General features: G+C 64.3%; 22 protein-coding genes. 10 read left to right on the forward strand and 12 right to left on the reverse strand.

Annotated elements, in window-relative coordinates; genetic code table 11:
• Nucleotides 1–220 precede the first annotated feature (220 nt).
• The 6 genes from AC0L2J_RS27815 to AC0L2J_RS27840 all read right to left on the reverse strand — a co-directional run bounded on the left by AC0L2J_RS27815 (nt 221) and on the right by AC0L2J_RS27840 (nt 5,089).
• Entirely contained in the window at nt 221–520 is a 300-nt protein-coding gene (locus AC0L2J_RS27815) for a copper-binding protein (protein WP_063995428.1), read from the reverse strand.
• 137 nt (nt 521–657) lie between these two features.
• Entirely contained in the window at nt 658–1,272 is a 615-nt protein-coding gene (locus AC0L2J_RS27820) for a hypothetical protein (RefSeq protein WP_473395130.1), read from the reverse strand.
• Nucleotides 1,269–2,117, reverse strand: a complete 849-nt coding sequence (locus tag AC0L2J_RS27825; RefSeq protein WP_473250882.1) for an ABC transporter permease — start codon at nt 2,115–2,117, stop codon at nt 1,269–1,271. Before AC0L2J_RS27825 ends, AC0L2J_RS27820 begins: the two co-directional genes overlap by 4 nt.
• Nucleotides 2,114–2,920 (reverse strand): ABC transporter ATP-binding protein, encoded by an 807-nt coding sequence (locus tag AC0L2J_RS27830; protein ID WP_473395132.1) that lies wholly within the window; start codon nt 2,918–2,920, stop codon nt 2,114–2,116. Before AC0L2J_RS27830 ends, AC0L2J_RS27825 begins: the two co-directional genes overlap by 4 nt.
• Entirely contained in the window at nt 2,917–3,897 is a 981-nt protein-coding gene (locus AC0L2J_RS27835) for a YVTN family beta-propeller repeat protein (protein ID WP_473395133.1), read from the reverse strand. The genes AC0L2J_RS27830 and AC0L2J_RS27835 overlap by 4 nt, the downstream gene beginning before the upstream one ends.
• Nucleotides 3,898–3,907: 10 nt before the next feature.
• Nucleotides 3,908–5,089: an ABC transporter substrate-binding protein gene (locus tag AC0L2J_RS27840; protein WP_473395135.1), complete on the reverse strand. Its 1,182-nt coding sequence runs from the start codon at nt 5,087–5,089 to the stop codon at nt 3,908–3,910.
• A gap of 127 nt (nt 5,090–5,216) precedes the next feature.
• Here AC0L2J_RS27840 and AC0L2J_RS27845 point away from each other — a divergent pair, with 127 nt between their 5' ends.
• Nucleotides 5,217–5,717 carry a DUF3280 domain-containing protein gene (locus AC0L2J_RS27845; protein ID WP_473395136.1) on the forward strand — a complete coding sequence of 167 codons (501 nt, stop codon included), beginning with the start codon at nt 5,217–5,219 and terminating at the stop codon, nt 5,715–5,717.
• 7 nt (nt 5,718–5,724) lie between these two features.
• Here the strand turns inward: AC0L2J_RS27845 and fghA are convergent, their stop codons facing one another.
• Together fghA and AC0L2J_RS27855 are read right to left on the reverse strand one after the other, a co-directional pair.
• Nucleotides 5,725–6,570 carry an S-formylglutathione hydrolase gene (fghA, locus tag AC0L2J_RS27850; protein WP_473250877.1) on the reverse strand — a complete coding sequence of 282 codons (846 nt, stop codon included), beginning with the start codon at nt 6,568–6,570 and terminating at the stop codon, nt 5,725–5,727.
• A 69-nt stretch (nt 6,571–6,639) separates the two neighbouring features.
• Nucleotides 6,640–7,260 carry a response regulator gene (locus AC0L2J_RS27855; RefSeq protein WP_473395137.1) on the reverse strand — a complete coding sequence of 207 codons (621 nt, stop codon included), beginning with the start codon at nt 7,258–7,260 and terminating at the stop codon, nt 6,640–6,642.
• Nucleotides 7,261–7,404: 144 nt separating this feature from the next.
• Here AC0L2J_RS27855 and AC0L2J_RS27860 point away from each other — a divergent pair, with 144 nt between their 5' ends.
• The 6 genes from AC0L2J_RS27860 (at nt 7,405) to AC0L2J_RS27885 (ending at nt 12,880) form a co-directional block, all read left to right on the forward strand.
• Entirely contained in the window at nt 7,405–8,763 is a 1,359-nt protein-coding gene (locus AC0L2J_RS27860) for a histidine kinase (RefSeq protein ID WP_473395138.1), read from the forward strand.
• A gap of 153 nt (nt 8,764–8,916) precedes the next feature.
• Nucleotides 8,917–11,406, forward strand: coding sequence for a TonB-dependent receptor (locus AC0L2J_RS27865; protein ID WP_473395139.1), 2,490 nt, complete (start codon nt 8,917–8,919; stop codon nt 11,404–11,406).
• Between the two features lie 141 nt (nt 11,407–11,547).
• On the forward strand, nt 11,548–11,847 hold the full coding sequence (locus AC0L2J_RS27870; protein ID WP_473250872.1) for a hypothetical protein: 300 nt from the start codon (nt 11,548–11,550) through the stop codon (nt 11,845–11,847).
• Nucleotides 11,844–12,077: a hypothetical protein gene (locus tag AC0L2J_RS27875; RefSeq protein WP_063995436.1), complete on the forward strand. Its 234-nt coding sequence runs from the start codon at nt 11,844–11,846 to the stop codon at nt 12,075–12,077. Before AC0L2J_RS27870 ends, AC0L2J_RS27875 begins: the two co-directional genes overlap by 4 nt.
• Nucleotides 12,078–12,245: 168 nt before the next feature.
• On the forward strand, nt 12,246–12,413 hold the full coding sequence (locus tag AC0L2J_RS27880) for a hypothetical protein (RefSeq protein ID WP_007612915.1): 168 nt from the start codon (nt 12,246–12,248) through the stop codon (nt 12,411–12,413).
• A gap of 59 nt (nt 12,414–12,472) precedes the next feature.
• Nucleotides 12,473–12,880, forward strand: a complete 408-nt coding sequence (locus AC0L2J_RS27885; protein ID WP_473395140.1) for a hypothetical protein — start codon at nt 12,473–12,475, stop codon at nt 12,878–12,880.
• 167 nt (nt 12,881–13,047) lie between these two features.
• Here the strand turns inward: AC0L2J_RS27885 and AC0L2J_RS27890 are convergent, their stop codons facing one another.
• Nucleotides 13,048–13,254 (reverse strand): hypothetical protein, encoded by a 207-nt coding sequence (locus tag AC0L2J_RS27890; protein ID WP_007601421.1) that lies wholly within the window; start codon nt 13,252–13,254, stop codon nt 13,048–13,050.
• 488 nt (nt 13,255–13,742) lie between these two features.
• Here AC0L2J_RS27890 and AC0L2J_RS27895 point away from each other — a divergent pair, with 488 nt between their 5' ends.
• The 3 genes from AC0L2J_RS27895 (at nt 13,743) to AC0L2J_RS27905 (ending at nt 17,335) form a co-directional block, all read left to right on the forward strand.
• Complete coding sequence (locus AC0L2J_RS27895; protein ID WP_473395141.1) at nt 13,743–15,206, forward strand: GH1 family beta-glucosidase; 1,464 nt, start codon at nt 13,743–13,745, stop codon at nt 15,204–15,206.
• A 236-nt stretch (nt 15,207–15,442) separates the two neighbouring features.
• Nucleotides 15,443–16,675: an acetyl-CoA C-acetyltransferase gene (locus AC0L2J_RS27900; RefSeq protein WP_473395142.1), complete on the forward strand. Its 1,233-nt coding sequence runs from the start codon at nt 15,443–15,445 to the stop codon at nt 16,673–16,675.
• A gap of 357 nt (nt 16,676–17,032) precedes the next feature.
• Entirely contained in the window at nt 17,033–17,335 is a 303-nt protein-coding gene (locus AC0L2J_RS27905; RefSeq protein WP_007601427.1) for an HU family DNA-binding protein, read from the forward strand.
• Nucleotides 17,336–17,406: 71 nt separating this feature from the next.
• Here AC0L2J_RS27905 and AC0L2J_RS27910 read toward each other — a convergent pair whose 3' ends face one another.
• From AC0L2J_RS27910 to AC0L2J_RS27920, 3 genes are read right to left on the reverse strand one after another with little or no spacing between them, the layout of a single operon-like run.
• A complete protein-coding gene (locus AC0L2J_RS27910; protein WP_007612910.1) occupies nt 17,407–17,562 on the reverse strand; it encodes a hypothetical protein in 156 nt (51 codons plus the stop codon).
• A 5-nt stretch (nt 17,563–17,567) separates the two neighbouring features.
• A complete protein-coding gene (lon, locus tag AC0L2J_RS27915; protein WP_473395143.1) occupies nt 17,568–19,973 on the reverse strand; it encodes an endopeptidase La in 2,406 nt (801 codons plus the stop codon).
• Between the two features lie 8 nt (nt 19,974–19,981).
• Nucleotides 19,982–20,365 (reverse strand): Hsp20/alpha crystallin family protein, encoded by a 384-nt coding sequence (locus AC0L2J_RS27920; protein ID WP_007612908.1) that lies wholly within the window; start codon nt 20,363–20,365, stop codon nt 19,982–19,984.
• Nucleotides 20,366–20,518: the final 153 nt, after the last annotated feature.

Consider the following 20,518-nt stretch of genomic DNA (forward strand, 5'->3'; position numbering starts at 1 on the left):
CACACGGTTTCACGATTCTGGAATCCCCAGATGCCGATCTGAGTCAATCCGCCGCACCAGATATGTGCATGCCCTAGCGTTCTTACGGGGAGAGGGTTGGGGTGAGGGCCCTTTCTCCTCAGATTGAACCCATCGAGGGACACTGTACCCCCTCACCCGGAATCCGCGCTGCGCGCGAATTCCGACCTCTCCCCGCAAGCGGGGAGAGGTGAAGGCAACACTACTGCTTCTGCAACTTCGTCAGCGTGCCCGTGCCGTTATTGTCGGTCGCAGAGTAGCTCACCCGGTCGCCAGCATGGACGGCGTCGAGCATCGCGGCATCCTTGGCCTTGTACTGCTGGAGCGCGCCGGCGCCGCCTGCGCTGCCACCGACCGTGCCCTTCTGCGTCTGCTGGATCGAGATCGTACTGTTGAGCCGATCGATCCGGGTGACCATTCCGGTCAGATCGTCAGCGAATGCGCTGCTTGCGAGCATGCTGATGGCCGCAGCGCCTGCGAGGATGAATTTCGTGGTTCCCATCGAGGCCTCCCGATGCCTTGGATTACCCATCGACAAGACATCCTAGACCGATTTGGTTCCGGCATACAGCGCGGCGACAGGTTAATGACCGCAATGGAGGCGCGGGAACCGGCTGCAGGCGGTCAATGAGGCTGACTCTATTCCATTTCCTGCTGGATCACGCGTCCGAGCGCAAACAGCCGCTGGTCGATGGTCGTGGGAACCTCGCAAACGAACCGCACCACCTTGTGGCGGTCCTCGAAAATGCGGGTCTTCCAGATCAGCTCGTTGCTGAGCGCCTCGAGTTTGGCCTCGTCGCGCGGCGTGGCGCCCTGGAGCGCCTGGAGCTGGACACTCTCCTCGCGGATCTTGTCGGCGGCTTCGCGCTGCTTGCGGCTGACGCGCTCCAGCCCGCTCATGACCTGCGAGCGCTGAGCGTTGAGCGTGTCGAACAGGCCTGCGAACAGCAGTTTCGCATTCGCGGTCTTGTCGGCCGCGGAGCCCGCCAAAAACTCCCTCACCAACTTCTCGGCCTCGTCCAGCGGCGTCTTGCGTGCCGACAGTTTGGCGACCAGCGCGCTGACTTTGGCGTCGTCCTTCCACTTGTTCTGCACGTCGTCGAGCGAAGGACCAGCCCAGACGGCGGCGAGCGAAATTTCCGGCACTTTTGCCTGCGTGCAGGGCCAATCCGGATAACGCGGATCGGCCGCGCGTGCCGCCGTGCTCGCGGCTGCAAGCATCAGAGCGGCCATGGCCAGAACCCGAACCGTCATCCTTCGCCTCCCGCAGGGCCTCGTCGCGCCAGCCCGCGCGAGGGATCATAGGCATAGATCGCGCCGATCATGAAGGCGATTGTGCAGGTCGCGACCACCGCCAGCGAGATCCAGTTGATCTGTCCGTACAGCGCGAAGCGGATCAGCTCGACCGCATGGGTGAACGGATTGGCCTCACAGACATAGTAGAGATATGGGCTGCCCTCCTGCACCCGCCAGAGCGGGTAGAGCGCCGATGAAGCGAAGAACATCGGGAAAATGACAAAATTCATCACGCCGGCAAAGTTCTCCAGCTGCTTGATGCCGGAGGAGATCAGCATGCCCAGCGAGCCCAGCATCAGTCCGGACAGGATCAGTGCCGGCAGCACGGTGAGATAGCCTGATAGAGGAGGGGTGATGTCCCAGAACCAGGCGATCAGAAGGAACGCGTAGACCTGGAGCAGCGACACCGCGGTGCCCGCGAGCAGCTTGCAGAACAACAGGTAGCCGCGCGGCAATGGGCTTACCAGCAGCGTGCGCATGTTCCCCATCTCGCGGTCGTAGACCATCGAGAGCGAGGACTGCATGCCGTTGAAGAGCTGGATCATGGCCATCAGCCCGGGCGCGATGAAGACCTCGTAGAGGATGTAGGTCTCGTAGGGCGGGATGATGGAGATGCCGAGCACCTGGCGGAAGCCGGCGGCGAAGATGAACAGCCACACCAGCGGCCGCACCAGCGCCGAGACGAAACGCTCGCGCTGGTGCAGGAAGCGCAGTCCCTCGCGCCAGACGATGCCCGTGAGGCAGGTCATGTATTCGGCGGCGGAGAAGCCGCGTGGCGCCTCGCGCGTGGTGATGCTGCTCATGCGCCGCCGCCCGGCAGGGTCTGCGCGCCGGTCAGGCGCATGAAGGCGGTGTTGACGTCCTGCGCGCCGGCTTCCGCGACGACGCGGCTCATCGGTCCCTGCGCCAGCACCTTGCCCTGGTGCAGCACCACGAGATCGTCACCGGTCATGATCTCGTCGAACAGATGCGTGGCCCAGAGCACGCCGATGCCTTGCTCGCTCACGAGCTGGCGCACATGGCCGATGATGTCGGCGCGCGCCTTGACGTCGAGGCCGACGGTCGGCTCGTCCAGCAACAGCAGGCGCGGCCGGTGCAGCAGGGCGCGTGCGATCTCCAGCCGTCGCATCTGCCCGCCCGAGAGATCGCGCACTTTGCCGCCGGCGCGCTCGGTAAGCCCGATGCGGCCGAGCAGCTCGGCAGCTCGTGCAGCGGCCTCGCGACGGCTGATGCCGTGGAGTGCGGCGTGATAGAGCAGGTTCTGCGTCAGCGACAGATCGAGATCGAGCGTGCGCGGCTGGAACACGACGCCGAGCAACCGCAGCGCTTCGCCGGGGCTTTTGCTGATGTCATGGCCGAAAATGCTGACGCGGCCGGACTGGATGCCGAACAGCCGCGTGATCAGCGAGAACAGCGTGCTCTTGCCTGCGCCGTTGAGGCCGAGCAGGGCCGTGAAGCTCGCGGGCTGTACGTTGAAGGACACGTCCACCAGCGCGCGGCGCGGGCCATAAGCGTGGCTGACGCCGTCGATCGACAGCGCGGGCACAGCCGCCGGATCGGGCCTTGGTGTTTCGCGTTGTTCGGCGATGGGAGCAGGGCTGGTCATGGCGCGATCGTGATACCCCAGGGCAGTTCGCCCACCTGAATGGTCTTGATCACTTTTTGCGCGGCGACGTCGATGACCGAGACGTCGTTCGAGACGCCGTTGGTGGTGAGCAGAAATTTTTCGTCCGGCGTGAAGGCCATGTGCCAGACCCGTTGTCCCACCAGCAGATATTTCGTCACCTTGCGCGAGCCGGTATCGACCACGGCGATGCGGTTGGCGGGCCCGAGCGCGATGAAGGCGGTCTTGTCGTCCTTGGTCATGCCGATGCCGACGGGCTGGATCGCCTCTTTCCTCAACCCCGGAATCTCGAAATTGATCTTGCCGGTCACCTCGTGTTTGCGGGGGTCGATAATCGACACGGTGCCGCCGATCTCCGAGGACACCCACAATTCGGAAGCGTCGTGCTTGAATTCGGCAAAGCGTGGCCGCGCGTCGACCAGCACGTTGGCGACGATCTGGCGCGACGACGTGTCGATGAAATGCGCCATATTGGTGGTCTCGGACGTGTTGATCAGCGTCTTGCCGTCCGGGCTGATGGTCATGCCCTCGGGCTCGACGCCGACCTGGATGTCGCCAAGGCGGGCGCGCTTCTCGAGGTCGATCACGGTCACCGTGTTGTCGTTCTCGTTGGCGACATAGAGGACCTTGCCGGCGGCGTCCTGGGCGAACAATTCAGGGTCCGGCCCGGAGGGCAGGCTGTCCACCACGGTTTGCGTCTTGGCGTCGATCATCTGGATGGTGTCGTCGTCGCCGACCGCGACCATCACGAACTTGCCGTCGCGCGTGAAGTCGATGCCGCGCGGGCGCTGGCCGACCTTGATGGTTTTGGTCACCGTCCAGCTCTCGGTGTCGATCACCGACACCGTATTGCTCTTCTCGTTCGAGACATAAGCGATGAACGCATGTGCCGGCGCCGCCGCCAGCGCCAGTCCGGACAGCAACCCAACGCGCCACGCGCGCAACGTCCAAGTCCTCACTTTAATGTCCTCACTTCAGCTTGCATTTGCTCTCCGGGCGGTCATAGCCGAGCGTGTCGAGCTCGGAGACCTGATGCAGGAAACCTTCCTGCGGCGACACCGACACCACCATGCGGCCGTCAACCAGCAGGATCGGCTGGCGCAGCTGCAGGTTCCAGTCGCGCAAGGTCAGCTTCGTGCCTTTGAAGGCGGCGACCGAGAAATCCGGGCCCTTGATGAAATCGGTGACCTTCTTGATGTCGCCGGAATTGGTGCGCGAGGTGGCCTCTCCAATCATGCGCACGGCCGTCCACGCCTGCATGTCGAGCGCGGTCATCCGCCGCGCGTTCAGCTTGACGAAGCGGTTCTGCATCTGGATCGCGCCCCACTGGTCCTGCGCGGCGTCCCAGCTCCGCGGCACCAGGCCGGCAGAGCCCGCGACAGGCCGCGGATCCCAGGTGCGATAGGGCAGGTAGGCGCCGAACACCTCGCTTTCGTCGGCGGCGACCAGCACGTCGTAGGCCGGTGCCTGTTGCGTGAATACCGGCATCTGGCGCTGGATCAGCGTCACGCCCGAGTCCGTGCGGCGCGCGCCGCCTTTGTCCTCGAAGCTGCGCTCCTGCACGATCTTGGCGCCGAACCGGGTCGCGGTGCGCCGGAGCGCATCGGCGAACAGTTTGTCCTCGTCGTGCGAGCCGACCACGAGCAGCCAGCGCTTCCACTGCTTCCACACCAGATATTGGCCGAGCGCATCGGCCAGCATTGCGCGCGTCGGCGCGGTGTGGATGATGTTGGCACGGCAATCGGCCTCGCGCAGCCGCTCGTCGATCGCGCCGGCGTTGAACAGCAACGTGCCGCGCTCGCGCAGGGCGTCGGCCACCTTCAGCAGCGCGTCGGCCGGCAGGTCGGCGATGATGAAGCCGTTGCGTGCGGCGAGGTCGGTCGCGGCCTGCACGGCATCCTCGCCCTCTTTGATCCGGCGCTCCTCAAGCGTAAATCGCTGGTTGAGGAATTTGCCGGTGGTGTTGTTGTCCTCGATGGCCAGGCGTGCGCCGGCGACGCCGTCATTCTCCGCGGGCTGCTCGACCAGCGACAGCGTCGATCTGGTGCCGGCGATTCCGAGATAGCCGACGCCGATCATGACGGGGTCGGCCGCGAGCGCGCTCGTCGCTGCAAGACCCAGGCCGATCAGGCCGATCAACCATCGGATCATGTTTCCTCCAGATGCTCTCCCCGGCTTGACCGCCGATGGAGAATTGTCTCTGCTAAAGCATGACCGATTTGTCAGGGCATGCAACCCCGCATTTCGTCCTCACGCTGCCACGCCGGGAATCACGATCATGCGAGCGCTGATATGTTTCGCAGCTTTGTTGTTGACGGGCTCGGCCGCGCTCGCCGATCCGCCGAAACTCGCGGTATTCGACTTTGAACTGATCGACACCAGCCTGCCCGGCGAGTTCTATGGATCCAAGCCCGAGGAGGCGCGGCTCGAACTCATCAGCGAGCAGTTGCGCAAGGCACTCGTTGAGTCAGGCAGGTTCCAGCTGCTCGATATCGCGCCGATCCGGGATGCGGCCCGTCACAGCAATCTGCAGGCTTGCGGCGGCTGCGACCTCAAGCTCGCCGGGCAGCTGGGTGCCGATTTGGAAATCACCGGCATGGTGCAGAAGGTCTCGAACCTGATCATCAACCTCAACATCTACCTGCGCGACGTGAAGACCGGCAACATGATCACGGCCGCGAGCGCCGACATGCGCGGCAACACGGATGAATCCTGGACACGCACGATGAGCTATCTGATCCGCAACCGCTTGCTGGCACCGAACTACGGCAAGCCGTGAGGGGGATTTACCCCTTCAATCTCTCCGCGTGCCAGTGCAGGTGATCGCCCATGAAGGTGGAGATGAAATAATAGCTGTGGTCGTATCCCGCCTGCAGTCGCAGCGTCAGCGGGATGTTGGCCTTGGCACAGGCCGCCTGCAGCAATTCAGGACGAAGCTGCTCCTTCAGGAAATTATCGGCCTCGCCGACGTCGACGAGGAAGCCTGAAAACTTCGCGCCGTCCTCGATCAGCGCCACCGTGTCGTGGCTGCGCCAAACGTCCTTGTTCGGTCCGAGATAGCCGGTCAGCGCCTTGATGCCCCAGGGCACGAGCGACGGCGCCACGATCGGCGCAAAGGCGCTGGCCGCGCGAAAACGGTGCGGGTTGCGCAGCGCCACCGTCAGCGCGCCGTGGCCGCCCATCGAATGGCCCATCACCGATTGGCGCTTCGCATCGACTGGAAAATTCTCTGCCACGAGTTTCGGCAGTTCGTCGGTGACGTAGCTCCACATGCGATAATTGCGTGAAAACGGCGCTTCCGTCGCGTCGACATAGAAGCCGGCCCCAAGACCGAAATCATAGGCATTGTTGGCATCGCCCGGCACGTCGGGGCCGCGCGGTGAGGTGTCGGGCGCGACGAAGATCAGGCCGAGCTCGGCGCAGGCTTTGCGGAATTCGCCCTTCTCGGTGACGTTGGCGTGCGTGCAGGTGAGGCCGGAGAGATACCAGACCACGGGCAGTTTGGCGCTCTGCGCATGCGGAGGAACATAGACCGAGAACGTCATGTCGGTTCCGGTCGCCTGGCTGGCATGGCGATACACGCCCTGCACGCCGCCATAGGATGTGTTGGTCGAGACAGTCTGGATCGTCATGCCGTTATGCTCCGTGGCATCACACCACATCAGGATTGCAACGCTTGTGTGACCGAATTCGTGGCGCCGTCAGGCCACGCCACTGTCGATCGCCAGCCGCACCAGCTCGACAGAGGTTTTCACCCCGAGCTTCTGGCGCATGATGGACGAGGTGTTGGCGACAGTCTTGTAAGACGACTGCACCAGCCAGGCGATCTCGGATAGGCTCTTTCCGGCGCTGAGCAGCCGCAAAATCTCCATCTCGCGCGCGTTCAGCTTCGACAGCGGGCTTTCCGCCAGAGCGGGTCCGGCAAAGGCGATGCTGCGCGCGATTGCGCTCGGCAGATAGGTGCCGCCGCTGCCGACGGTGCGGATTGCCTCGACGAGATCATCGGGGTCGCCGGTCTTGGAGACATAGCCCTTGGCGCCGCACTCGATCGCACGGGCGGCGAAAGCAGGGTCGTCGTTCATGCTGAACATGATGATCCGGGCCTCGGGCGCGCGCTCGAGGATGCGGCGCGCGAGCTCGAAGCCGGACACGGTCGGCAGGTTGATGTCGATGATCGAGAGGTCGGGGCGCTCGACGATGAAGACGCACTCGCCGTCTTCGGCGTCGGCGGCCTCCAAAATCTCGATCTCGCCCTCGTCGGCCAGCACGGCACGGCAGCCGGAGGCGACGATGGGATGATCGTCGACGATCAAAATGCGCATGGGCGTTCCTCGCGACAGCGTCTTGGCCTGTTTCGCGCCCGGCCGGGATTGCTGTACGCTTTCGATTAGATATCGGGCGCTTCGCCTCTGTCAACGTCATCGGACAGGCGCAGGCCAATCCTTCGCGGGGCACGGGCGAGACCAATGTGGCAAAATCTATCCTTGCGCGGGCGCATCAACCTGCTGCTGGCGCTGCTGCTGGCGCTGGGACTCGCCGTCAATATCGGCCGCCAGGTCGCGGAAGCCGGACCGCGCGTGCGGGCCGAGGACCAGAGCGTGATCCGGCTCGCGCGCGAATTCATCGAAATGATCGTTGCTGATCTCAACGAGGCGCCCGATCCGGATGCGAGGCTGAACCAGATCGCGCGCGACCTCAGCCGCCTGCGCCATGTCAGCATCGCGCTTCGGGACGAATCCGGCAGTCCGCTGACGCAGCCCCGGACCGACGCCGATGACGACACCCGCGCGCCGCCGGCCTGGTTCGTCAGCCTGGTTCATCCCGAGCAGACCGCAGTGAGCGTACCCGTCTCGATCCATGGCAAGCCGGGTTCGCTGCTGATCACCTCCCATCCCGATGACGAGATTGCCGAGATCTGGGACGCCATCGTGACCCAGCTCGAGGTCGGCTCGGCGATCGCGCTGGCGCTGTTCCTGGTGATGATGAATGTGGTCGGCCGGGCACTGGCGCCGCTCCAGTCCCTGGCGGATGTGATGGCCGAGCTCGAAGACGGTCGCTATCAGGCGCGCGTCGCGCCGGGCGGCGCGCCGGAACTCGCCGCGATCTGCACCAAGCTCAACCATCTTGCGGCAGCGCTCAGTGACGCCATCGAGGACAAGCGGCGCCTCGCCGAGCGCACGGTGTCGCTCCAGGACGTCGAGCGCAAGGAGATCGCGCGCGAGCTCCATGACGAGTTCGGGCCATATCTGTTCTCGCTGCGCGCGCATGCCAGCGCGCTGGCGAAGCAGGCGGACGGACGCGCCCCGAGTGCGGAGGCCGTGCGAAAACACGGCAGTGCCATGCTGGAGCAGATCAATGCGCTTCAGCAGTTCAATCGCCGCGTGCTGGAGCGCCTCCGGCCCGTCGGCCTGGCCGAGCTCGGCCTGCGCCAGGCACTGGAATCGCTGTCGCGGCTGTGGCGGGAATCGCATCCCGATGTCGCCATCGAGACCGTGATCTCGCCGGCGCTTGGCGTCACGGGGGAGACCGCCGACCTCACCATCTACCGCATCGTGCAGGAGGCGCTCACCAACGTGTTCCGCCACGCCGGGGCGACCTCGGTCAATGTCGTCATCGAGCCGGTGGCGCAGGCGGCAAGCGACGGCCGCAGCTGTGCCAGGGTGCGGGTCAGCGACAACGGCCGCGGCATGGAGCCGGGCCAGAAGCTCGGCTTCGGGCTCGTCGGCATGCGCGAGCGGATTCTCGCGCTGGGCGGCACGCTCAACGTCGTCTCCGGTGACGGCGGTCTGACCGTCGAGGCGCTGGTTCCGACGGCGGCGGCCTGATCGCGTCGGGAAAAATTCCCGATTTGGTCGGGAAGATTGGTGCGGATACGGCCCGACCTTTTGTGGCTGGCGCAGTCATCGCTGCCGATTACACTCGTTTCGACCAACCGGCGAAAATCAAAACAGCCGGTGGTGACGGATGGGAAGGCTGGGATGGGCGATCGCGTTCGGTTCAAGGCTCTTGGGTTCAAGCGTCGTTTGTTGATGGCCTCGGTTTCGACCGGGCTGCTCTCCGTCTTTGCGATCCCCGCGTGGGCCGCGCCGGACGAGGAAACCAACGTCGAGAACCTGCCGCCGGTCGAGGTGACGGCGCCGCCGCCGTCAACGGCGCGGCGCACTGCGTCATCGCGTCCGGTCGCGCACATCGGAGCGCCGTCATCCGCGAGCCCCAGGACGCGCCTCTACGTCTACCCGACCGCGCCGGGTACCGGCAGAGGTCTTGACGTCGACAAGGTCCCGTCGGCGATCAACGCCGTCGACGCCAGCCAGATCAAGCGCACCGGCTCGATGAACATCACCGACGCGCTTCGCGACAACATCGCCGGCGTCAACATCAGCGAGGTCACCGGCAATCCGTTTCAGCCGGACATCGAATTCCGCGGCTTCGTTGCCTCGCCCGTGACGGGCACGCCGCAAGGCCTCGCGGTGTATCAGAATGGCGTCCGCATCAACGAAGCCTTCTCCGACGCCGTCAACTGGGATCTGATCCCGACCGCGGCGATCCGGTCGGTGACGCTCGTGACCAACAACCCCGCCTTCGGCCTCAACGCGCTGGGCGGCGCGATCAATTTGCAAATGAAGGACGGTTTCACCTATCAGGGCGCGGAGCTTGATCTCATGGGCGGCTCGTTCGGCCGCATCCAGGGCTCGGCGCAATGGGGCAAGACGGTCGACAAGAACTTCGGCGTCTATGCCGCGCTCGAAGGCTTGCACGACAGCGGCTTCCGCAATTTCTCCCAATCGGACGTGCGCCGCTTCTACGGCGATGTCGGCTACAAGGCCGGCGACAGCGAATTCCACGCCAACATGGGCGTCGCCAAGAATGATTTCGGCGCCAGCGCCGCCGTTCCCGCCGAGCTGCTCGACAAATATTGGGGCGCGACCTACACGACCCCGCAGACCACTTCCAACCGCGTCGGCTATCTCAACCTGACGGGCAAGGTCGATGCGACGCCGACCTGGACGCTCGAAGGCACCGCCCATGTGCGCCGGTACGAGCAGAAGCTCGTCGACGGCAATCCGACCGACGCGCAGGAATGCACCGATCCGGGGCTCACTGGCCTTCTTTGCTTCGGCGACGGCGCCACACCGGCCAACGGCGTGAACGGCCTGCCGCTTGCCAATCCTTTCGCGTCCGGGACCATCCTCGGCGAGATCGACCGCAGCTCGATACGCTCGACCACCTTCGGCGTGTCGGGGCAGGCCACCAACACCGATCAATTGTTCGGCCACGACAACCGGTTCGTGATGGGCACGACCTATGACGCCAGTGTCACGCGCTACAACGCCACCGCCGAAATCGGCACGATCGGAGAAAACTATGTCGTCAGCGGCAGCGGCCTCTTCCTGGGGCCAACCGGCGTACCGGATACCGTTGCCGGCCCTGTCTCGCTGCGGACCGTCAACCAGTATAACGGCCTCTACGCAATGGACACGTTCAATATCACGGACGCCTTCGCTGTCACCGGCGGCGGCCGTTTCAACGTGGCGCGCATCACGCTGGAGGATCAGCTCGGGACCGATCTCAACGGCGATCACACCTTCACCCGCTTCAATCCGGTGATCGGCGGCACCTACAAGATCACGCCGGAGCTGACGGCCTATGCCGGCTATTCCGAGGCCAACCGCGTTCCGACGCCACTCGAACTCGGCTGCGCCGATCCTGCCCGTCCCTGTCTCATTGCCGCGTTTCTCGTCTCCGATCCGCCATTGAAGCAGGTCGTGTCCAAGACCGTGGAGGCGGGTCTGCGCGGCAGCAGGGAGCTGAACATCGGCACGCTCGGCTGGAAGATCGGCGGCTTCCGCGCCACCAATTACGACGACATCGTCGCCGTTCCCGCAGTCGGCCGCACCGGCTTCGGCTATTTCTCCAACGTCGGCCGTACCAGGCGTCAGGGGCTCGAAGCCGAGGTCAACATCAAGTCGCCCACGCTTCAGTTTCAGGCGAGCTACGCGTTCGTCGACGCACGCTATCTCGATGCTTTCGCGCTCGGTTCCGAAAGCCCGTTCAGGGATACTGTCACCGAGACCATTCAGGTGCTGCCCGGCAACAAGCTCCCGGCGATCCCGCGCCATCGCGTCAAGGTCGGCATCGACTATGCCGTCACCGACGTCTGGAAAGTCGGCGGCAACGCGCTGTTCGTCTCCAGCCAATATCTGGTCGGCGACGAGTCCAACCAATATGCGAAGCTGCCGTCCTATACCGTGTTCAACCTGCACACGTCCTACCAGGTGACCAAGAACGTCCAGCTCTACGGCAAGATCGACAATATCTTCGACAAGCGCTACGCGACCTACGGACAGTTCTTCGACACCAAAGCCGTGCCCAACTTCACCAATGGCGGTGCCGAGTTCACCGACCCGCGCTCGCTCAGTCCGGCAAGGCCGCGCGCCTTCTATGCGGGGATGCGGGTGACGTTCTGATCTGGCTCGGTAAGCCCGGGGCTGGCGCGGGGTGGCGCCGCACGGAACGGCGTGTCACGCCGGCTCTGTTCTACCTCAAGCCGATTGACTCGTTGTTCATGTTTTGTTCTTATGCTGTTCGTCCAGCCAAGGGAGCGAGCCATGGACAACCGCATCAACGAAATCCGCAGGATCATCAGGGCGTTACGCGTCAGCATGCGTGAGGCCGAGGCGATCATGCATGAGCAGATCAACAGGGACGAGGACTGCAGCTTCGTCGCAGGCGAAGTCATGAAGATGCGCACCGTGATGAGCGGCCTCGTTCAGGAGCGGGCCGCGCTCGGAGACACCGACCCGATCGTCGTCGCCAGCCTCTTCGTTCCCCGCCGTCGGCCGATGCCATCGCGCGTTGGTGGTGAGAAGCACCGCCTTGTTCCGCCGCGAGAGATGGCACGGGCATGAAGGGGGAGAGGCCGACCTACTTCTCCGACATGCAGGAGCCCCCGGAATTTCTGAAGGCGCTCCATCATGCGCGGCGCCTGTCCTGCCTCGAGGGCTGGTGCCGCATGCACATCGAGGCCATCCAGGTTGCGATTGATCAATACGCGGAAGCGGCTCTCGGTAACCGGGAGTTCTTCCTCAACAAGCCGCACAGCATCGGCGAGAGTCGGAGAAGCGGTGATGTGCCGTAACAGCGGCGCATGTCGGCGTATCGACCTTTGACACGTCCGATGATCCCGCGCGCCGGCGAAGCCCGGCGTCGCGTTGTTTTTACCGATCGGAAACCATAACGAATGATCCTAAAATTGTAACGAAACGACTTGGCTGTCTCTGCGTCGGTTTGTCGGAGGGCCCGTCCGATGACAGAGCACCAGTTGAGAGAGCAGGAATTTCAGATCGCGCGTTACCGGCGTTTGGAGCGCGAAGTGACCGATCCACTTGCCGCGTGTCTGCTTCACAGCATCATCGAGGACCTGGAAGCCGAGCTGCGCAGGGATAGCCCGGATTGGCACGGGCCGCGCGATTAACGCTTTGTTAGCGCTGATCGTGTGGATGATGCGCGAGGGAATACCGGGAGACTGCTCCCATGCTGAAGGACGGCACCTACGCCGCCTGGTACAAGACACCGCTCGATCAGGGGACCGGGATCGTCCACGTCGCAGACGGACAGATCTGGGGCTGCGACAGCCTGATGACCTATCACGGCTCTTGCAAGATCGACGGAGATCGCTTCACCGCCACCGTGTCGACGAAGCGCCACACCGACGGACGCGCAACGGTGTTCGGCGTCGATGATGAGCTCACGCTGGATATCGAGGGAAACTGCCCGGGCAAGGTCGCGACCTACACGGCGACGGCAGTGCAGGTGCCGGGAATGGTCCTCCAGGGTACGCTGATTTTGACGGAACAGCAGACGCCCGCACCTGAACGAAGCCGGCAGATGCCGCCGTTCAATCCCGACAAGCTGCCAAAGTTGCCGAAGCGCTCGCGCTGATCGCGGAAGCCCGCGCGCCCGTGCGGCGGAAGGACCTCATGTCTGCTCCTGACCCAGGCAGACATTCCAGAATTGAGGTTCGCCAAGCGACGAGAACGGTCCCGCCGTTGATCATGGCAACTCCGAGCCAATTCATCCGTGCTGGAGTGCCACCGTCATCAAGCAGATCACTGCGAATACGAAAGCTGATCTTCCGTGACGACTCGCTCGATTTTCTCCGACTTGCACTTGATGCGGTATCGGAGACGTCCATCGGCCTCGATGGGCATATGCTGGACGATGGTGTAAATCATCGGTGGCTCAGTTGCGGCACGTCCTTGCGGGCCTTGCGGCTGGTGGCGAACGTCTTCATTCAGCTTGTAGGCATACGACATATATCTACCTCGAAATTCACAGTGGCTCTGACGTGGGGTCAGTCTTTGTATCCCTGGCAGGACAGGCGCTTGGTCAAGCGGAATAGGTCACCACAGTCCCATGCGGTCAAATCGCGTCATAAGTCAGTCGTTCCCTTGCTTGACCGGTGCAGACAGACAATCGCCCAGAGCGGAGCGGCGATGGCGCACCATACGCCATATTTGCGAACTTTGGTCGTAATTTCCGAGCGGTTTATGGCATTCTGTGAGCCTACGGACCCTCGTATCGAGGGAACTGACAACTTCCTCGCCGGATTGGGCTGGAATTCAAATCACGGCGGGGCTGGTATTTCGGCTTTGGGGTAGCTCTGCCGACGATCGCCGTGGCCCCTTTCGGACAACTTCGTCGCATTCTGCAATCCTGCATCCTCGGCCCTCGGCTCGCCCGCTTCTCAAACGACCCGCGATTCGCCATGGTGCCGCCGCAAGAGCACCCCGGAGCAGGATCAATGTCGGACAAGGTCTCGCGTCGCCAGTTCGCCACGCTGGCGGGATTGTCCGCAGCCGGAATCGCCAATCCTCTCGAGGTCGCGGACGCCAAGCCCGCATCGCCGCCGCGGAACGTGGACGGCTTTCCGGCGGGCTTCGTCTGGGGCACGGCGACTTCGTCCTATCAGGTCGAGGGTGCGGTCAACGAGGACGGGCGAGGGGCCTCGATCTGGGACAAGTTCGTTCGCATCCCCGGCAAGATCGAGGACGGCACCACCGGCGACCGCGCCAACGAGCACTATCACCGCTACAAGGAGGACATCGCGCTCATCAGGGAGCTCGGTTGCAAGGCCTATCGCTTCTCGGTGGCCTGGCCGCGGCTGTTTCCGGACGGCGACGGCAAGCCCAACCCGAAGGGGCTCGACTTCTACAACCGCCTGGTCGACGAACTCCTCAAGAACGGCATCGAGCCGTGGCTGACGCTCTATCATTGGGACCTGCCGCAATCGCTCCAGGACCGGTTTGGCGGCTGGCGCTCGACGGAGACCTGCAAGATCTTCGGCGATTACGCAGCCTATGTCGCCAAGCATCTGACCGATCGCGTCAAGAACGTCTTCACACTGAACGAGAGCGGTCGCTTCGTCCATTTCGGCTACGGCATCGGCATCGACGCGCCGGGCGTGACGCTGCCACAAGCCGAGGTCAATCAGATCAGGCACAACAGCGCGCTCGCGCACGGGCTCGCGGTGCAGGCGGTGCGCGCCCATGGCCGCCGCGGCACCAGGGTGGGACCGGCCGAGAACATCGATGCCTGCGCGCCCGCGATCGACACGCCGGAGAACGTCCGTGCCGCCGAGATCGCGCTGCGCGAGATGAACGCGGGCTATCTCAACGTCATCATGACGGGCCAGTATACCGACGCCTTCCTGAAGTTCGCCGGGCGCGCTGCGCCGAAATACACCGATGCGGAGCTGAAGATCATCTCTTCGCCGGTCGATTTCCTCGGCCTCAACATCTACGCGCCACAGAACTACGTGGTGGCCTCCGACCAGGGCGCGGGCTTCATGCCGCTGCCGATCCCGAAATCGTTCCCGCACATGAATTCGGACTGGCTGCGCGTCGGCCCCGAGACGATCTACTGGGTGCCGAAGCTGGCGGCGAAGATCTGGAAGACAGATGCGATCTATATCAGCGAGAACGGCACCTCCGGCGACGACGTCGTGACGCCCGACGGCAAGATCTACGACACCGACCGCATCATGTATTTGCGCAACTACCTCGCCCAGCTCCAGCGCGCTACCGCCGAAGGCGTGCCGGTGCGCGGCTATTTCCTCTGGAGCCTGATGGACAATTTTGAATGGGTGTTCGGGCTCAACAAGCGCTTTGGGCTCTACCACGTCAATTTCGACACCCAGGTGCGCACGCCGAAACTCAGCGCAAGCTTCTACCGCAACGTGATCGCGAAGAACGCGGCGGGGGCGTAGCGGCGTCTCTTCGCCTCTCCCCGCTTGCGGGGAGAGGCCGGATTTTACGCGCAGCGGAAAATCCGGGTGAGGGGGAGTCTCCGCGAGTCCGTCTGTCACCGTCTTTGTTGAGACAGCCCCTCACCCCAACCCTCTCCCCGTAAGAACGGGGAGAGGGAGTGCAGCGCCGCGCATTGACTCCACTCTCTGCCTTATTCAAAACCGTCCTCAACCACTCATAACAAGAGGACACGCCAATGACCGACGCACTCATCATCGATGCCTGCCGAACCCCGCGGGGCGTCGGCAAGGCCGGCAAGGGGGCGCTCTCCGGCATTCATCCGCAGCAGCTCGGAGCAACCGTGCTGCGTGCGCTGGCGACGCGCACCGGCATCGACACCGCCGACGTCGACGACATCATCTGGGGCTGCAGCGCGCAGGTCGCAACGCAAGGCGGCGATCTCGGCCGCATGTCGGCGCTGGACGCCGGCTACGACGTGCGCGCCAGTGCCGTGACGCTCGACCGCTTCTGCGGCTCCGGCATCACCAGCGTCAACATGGCGGCAAGCTCGATCATGGCGGGCGCGGAAGACCTCGTCGTCGCCGGCGGCTGCGAGATGATGTCGATGGAAGGACGTCGCGGCGGCGGCCCGATGATGATGGACAACGGCAATCTGCGCCTGCGTGCGCAGCATCCGCAGTCGCATCAGGGCGTCTGCGCCGACGCGATCGCGACGCTGGAGGGCATCACGCGCAGGGACGTCGACGCGCTCGGCCTCGAAAGCCAGAAGCGTGCCGCGCATGCGATCGCGAACGGCCACTTCAAGAAGAGCCTCGTGCCGGTGCATCGCGAGGACGGCAGCCTCGCGCTCGACCATGAAGAATATCCGCGGCCGCAGACCACGATGGAAGGGCTGAGCGCTTTGAAGCCTGCATTCCCCGCGGTCGCCGACCATGCGCTCGACGACAAGGGCACGACCTATCGCGGTCTGATCCTGCAGAAGTACCCCGACCTCGAGATCGATTTCATGCACCACGCCGGCAATTCGTCCGGCGTCGTCGACGGCGCCGCCGCGATCCTTCTGGCGTCGCCCGCTTACGCCAGGGCGCACGGCCTGAAGCCGCGCGCCCGCGTCGTCGCAATGGCGAACATGGGGGACTCGCCGACGCTGATGCTGAACGCGCCGGTGCCGGCCACGCGCAAGGTGCTGGCGAAGGCGGGGTTGACCATCGACGACATCGACCTGTTCGAGATCAACGAGGCCTTTGCCGTGGTTGCGGAAAAATACATCCGCGACCTCAAGCTCGACCGCGCCAAGGTCAACGTCAATGGCGGCTCGATCGCGCTCGGCCATCCCATCGGCGCCACCGGCTCGATCCTGATCGGCACCGTGCTCGACGAGCTCGAACGGCGCGACTTGAAGCGCGGTCTCGTCACCATGTGCGCGGCCGGTGGCATGGCCCCGGCCGTCATCATCGAACGTATCTAGCGCGAGCGAAGCTCGTCGCGCTCCTTAGAAATAAGGGAGAGAAAGTACCCGCCATCGCCGCATCACGACGATCTAGCCTTATTTTTCAGGGTGAATCGCGGCCGGCTTTCGACAAAGAGGCCGGTCGTCGCTTGTCGAAAGCATCGAATCAGCTTTAGCAAGGCTGCGTGCGGGCCTTTGAAACAAGGTAAAATCCGCTGCCTGAGGCTTCTCCCGCTCCGGAAGTGGCTAAAAAGCAGGGTTTTTTGCCACAGAGGGCCAAAAAAGCCCGTAAAACCCCGACAAAACTGTGCAGAAGGCTATAGGCCTTCACCGGTTGGTCTAATATGCAGCCGTCAACGAATCAGAGGAGACACGATGGCCACCCAAATGTCGAAATCGCAGCTGATCGAAAAGATCGCGACCACCACCGAGCTTTCCAAGCGTGACGTCAAGAGCGTCATGGAGACGCTGACCGACGTCGGCCACAAGGAGCTCAAGAAGAACGGCCTGTTCCTGGTGCCGGGCTTCGCCAAGTTCGTGGTCATCAAGAAGCCCGCGACCAAGGCACGCAAGGGCACCAACCCGTTCACGGGCGAAGAGATGATGTTCAAGGCCAAGCCGGCCCGCAAGATCGTCCGCGCCCGCCCGGTCAAGGCCGCCAAGGACGCCGTGGGCTAACAACGCAAAGGCCCCCTCGCGTGGAGGGGGCCTTTTGTTCGGGGCTGTCGCGAGGACTTGAGACGGAGGGCTCAACCCTTGCGGCGCTTCACGCGGACCGGGATCGGCTGAAGCCGCGGTCCTGATGCCGCCAGCGCATCGCGAACCCCGTCGATGGCGCGATCGAGCAACTGGCGCAGCCGTTGCGTTGTCCGCGATCGCTTCGCTCTTTCCAGCAGTTTTTTCATCGCATTCACTCCGCCGCTTCGACCTTGGCCTCGATCTTGGCCTCGGCCGGCTCGAGCGCCGCGGCGATGGCTTCGTCGACGCGCTCAAGCCAGATGAATTCGAGGTTATCCCGCGCGCTCTGCGGGATGTCGTCATAGTCTCGCTTGTTGCGCGCCGGCAGCATCACCCGCTTCAGGCCAGCGGCCGCAGCCGCCACCACCTTCTCCTTGATGCCGCCGACCGGCAGCACCAGGCCGCGCAGCGAGATCTCGCCGGTCATGGCGGTGTCGCTGCGCACCGTGCGATTGGTGAGCAGGGACGTCAGCGCCGTGAACATCGCGACGCCCGCGCTCGGCCCGTCCTTCGGGGTCGCGCCTGCGGGCACGTGAACGTGGATGTCGCTCTTTTCGAACAGCTGCGGATCGATGCCGAGCTGCGTGGCCTTACTCTTCACCAGCGTCATCGCAGCCTGCACGCTCTCGCGCATGACCTCACCGAGCTGGCCGGTCAGGATCATGCCGCCGCGGCCTGATACTCGCGACGCCTCGATGAACAGGATGTCGCCGCCGACCGGCGTCCAAGCGAGGCCGGTGGCCACGCCTGGAATGCTGGTGCGCTGTGCGATCTCACCTTCGAAGCGCGGCTGGCCGAGCACGGTGCCGATATCCTTCGGCGTCACGACGACCTTGGCAGCCGTGCCCTCGGCGACCTGCACGGCAGCATGGCGGAACAGCTTGCCGATCTCGCGCTCGAGGTTACGCACGCCGGCTTCGCGGGTGTAGCCCTTGACCACCAGCTTCAGCGCCTCCGGCTCGATCTCGGCCTGCTCAGCCGTCAAGCCGTTGGCCTCGAGCTGCCGCCGCACCAGATAGCGCTTGGCGATCTCCAGCTTCTCTTCCTGGGTGTAGCCGGTGAGACTGATCAGCTCCATGCGGTCCAGCAGCGGACCGGGGATCTGGTCGAGCATGTTGGCGGTCGCGATGAACACCACGCGCGACAGGTCGAAGGGCACGCCCAGGTAATTGTCCCGGAACGTCCCGTTCTGCTCGGGGTCGAGCACCTCCAGCATTGCAGCGGAAGGATCGCCCTGCACGCCGCGGCCCATCTTGTCGATCTCGTCCAGCATCATGACGCAGTTGCGGGTACCGGCCTTCTTGATGCCCTGGATGATGTTGCCGGGCAGCGCGCCGATATAGGTGCGCCGATGCCCGCGGATCTCGGCCTCGTCATGCACGCCGCCGAGGCTGACGCGCACGAAGGGACGATCCATCGCGCGTGCGATGGACTGGCCGAGCGAGGTCTTGCCGACGCCGGGCGGTCCGACAAAGCACAGGATCGGCGCCTTGCCCTGCGGCGCCAGCTTGCGCACCGCCAGATATTCGATGATCCGGCTCTTGATCTTCTCCAGGCCAAAATGATCGGCGTCGAGGATGCGGCGCGCTTCCTTGATGTCGATCGGCTTCTCCGCAGGCAGCGCCCACGGCAGCTCGATCAGCCAGTCCAGGTAAGTGCGGACCATGCCGGCCTCGCCGGCGGCCTCCGGCATGCGCTCGTAGCGGCGCAGCTCCTTCTTCGCATGCGCGTCGGCCTCGGGCGGCATGTTGGCCTTGGCGATGGCAGCGGTCAGCTCGGCGACCTCGGCCGCCTTGCCGTCGCCTTCGCCGAGCTGACGCTGGATGGTCGCCATCTGCTCGCGCAGGATCGCCTCGCGCTGCCGCTCGTCGAAGCTGGCGCGGGTCTGCTGGCCGATCTCGTTGCTGATGCGCAGCACCTCCAGCCGTTCGGCCAGATGCTTCGACACCTTCTCGACACGCAAGGCGAGGTCGATGGTCTCCAGCACCTCCTGCTTGTCCTGCGGCTTGATGTCCATGAACGAGGTCGCCAGATCCGCCAGCGCGCCGGGCGCGGTGGTGCCCTGGAACATCGCGATCAGCTCGGGCGGCGCCTGCGGCAGCAGCTCGATCGCCTCGATGGCCTGGCGCTGCAGGTTCAGCCCGCGGGCCTCGATCTCGGGCGTGCTCGTGGTCGGCTCCGGAATCTGCTGGATCCGCGCGGCCGGGAACGGCGTCCCTGGCAGGAAGTCGAGGATGCGCGCGCGCTGCACGCCCTGGCAGACGATGTGATGGGTGCCGTCGGGCGCGGTGATGTAGCGCACGATGTTGGCGATGGTCGCGACCCGATAGAGGTCGTCCGGTCCGGGCTCCTCGGTCTCGGGGCTGCGTTGCAGGACGATGCCGACCGGCCGCTGCTCGCGCAGCGCCTGTTGCGCGGCGGCGACCGACTTCGGCCGTGCGATCGCGATCGGCGCGATGGCGCCGGGGAATAGCACCATCTCACGCACGGGAATGATGATCAGCGCGTCTTCGGGAATCTTCACGTCGGAATTGCTCTGGGGATTGGTCGGTGCGGTATTCATTGGTTCGGTGGCCATGATCGACCTCAGGATTTGGCGAGGCGCAGCGCGACGCAGCCGTCCATCACGAAGCGGCTGATGGCGTAGCGGCCAACGGGCAATGCAATGCGGCGCTCAAAACGCCCCTGCGGCAGTTCGAGCCGGTGGATGCGGGCGTTGCGAAGCTCCGGTGGAAGGGTGCGCTGGCCGGAGATGACGAGCACGCCGTCATGGATGACAGTCTCGACATTGTCGGGATTGACGCCGGGAAGCGCGACCAGGATCAGGAGCTCATGCTCGGTTTCGAGCACGTCGATCGGTGGCTCCCAGCAGGCGTCCTGCCGGCCGAACTGCTGGCGCAGCCGTTCGGCGCGGGTCAGCGAGTCCAGGGCTTCGGACAGCATCCAGTCGAGGGGATTTTTGGGTTGCATGATGCGGGCTCGGCGGTGGGGAACGCTGAATATGGGGCCGGTTCCCGAGAATTCCAGCCCGGCGGCGCGGAGGTGCCATGCGGATCGTGCGATCCGAAAAGACAAACGCCGCGGCCGTTGGGCCGCGGCGTTTCGTCGTCACGCCACGTGTGG

It is taken from the genome of Bradyrhizobium sp. MV1.5 (assembly GCF_055807615.1).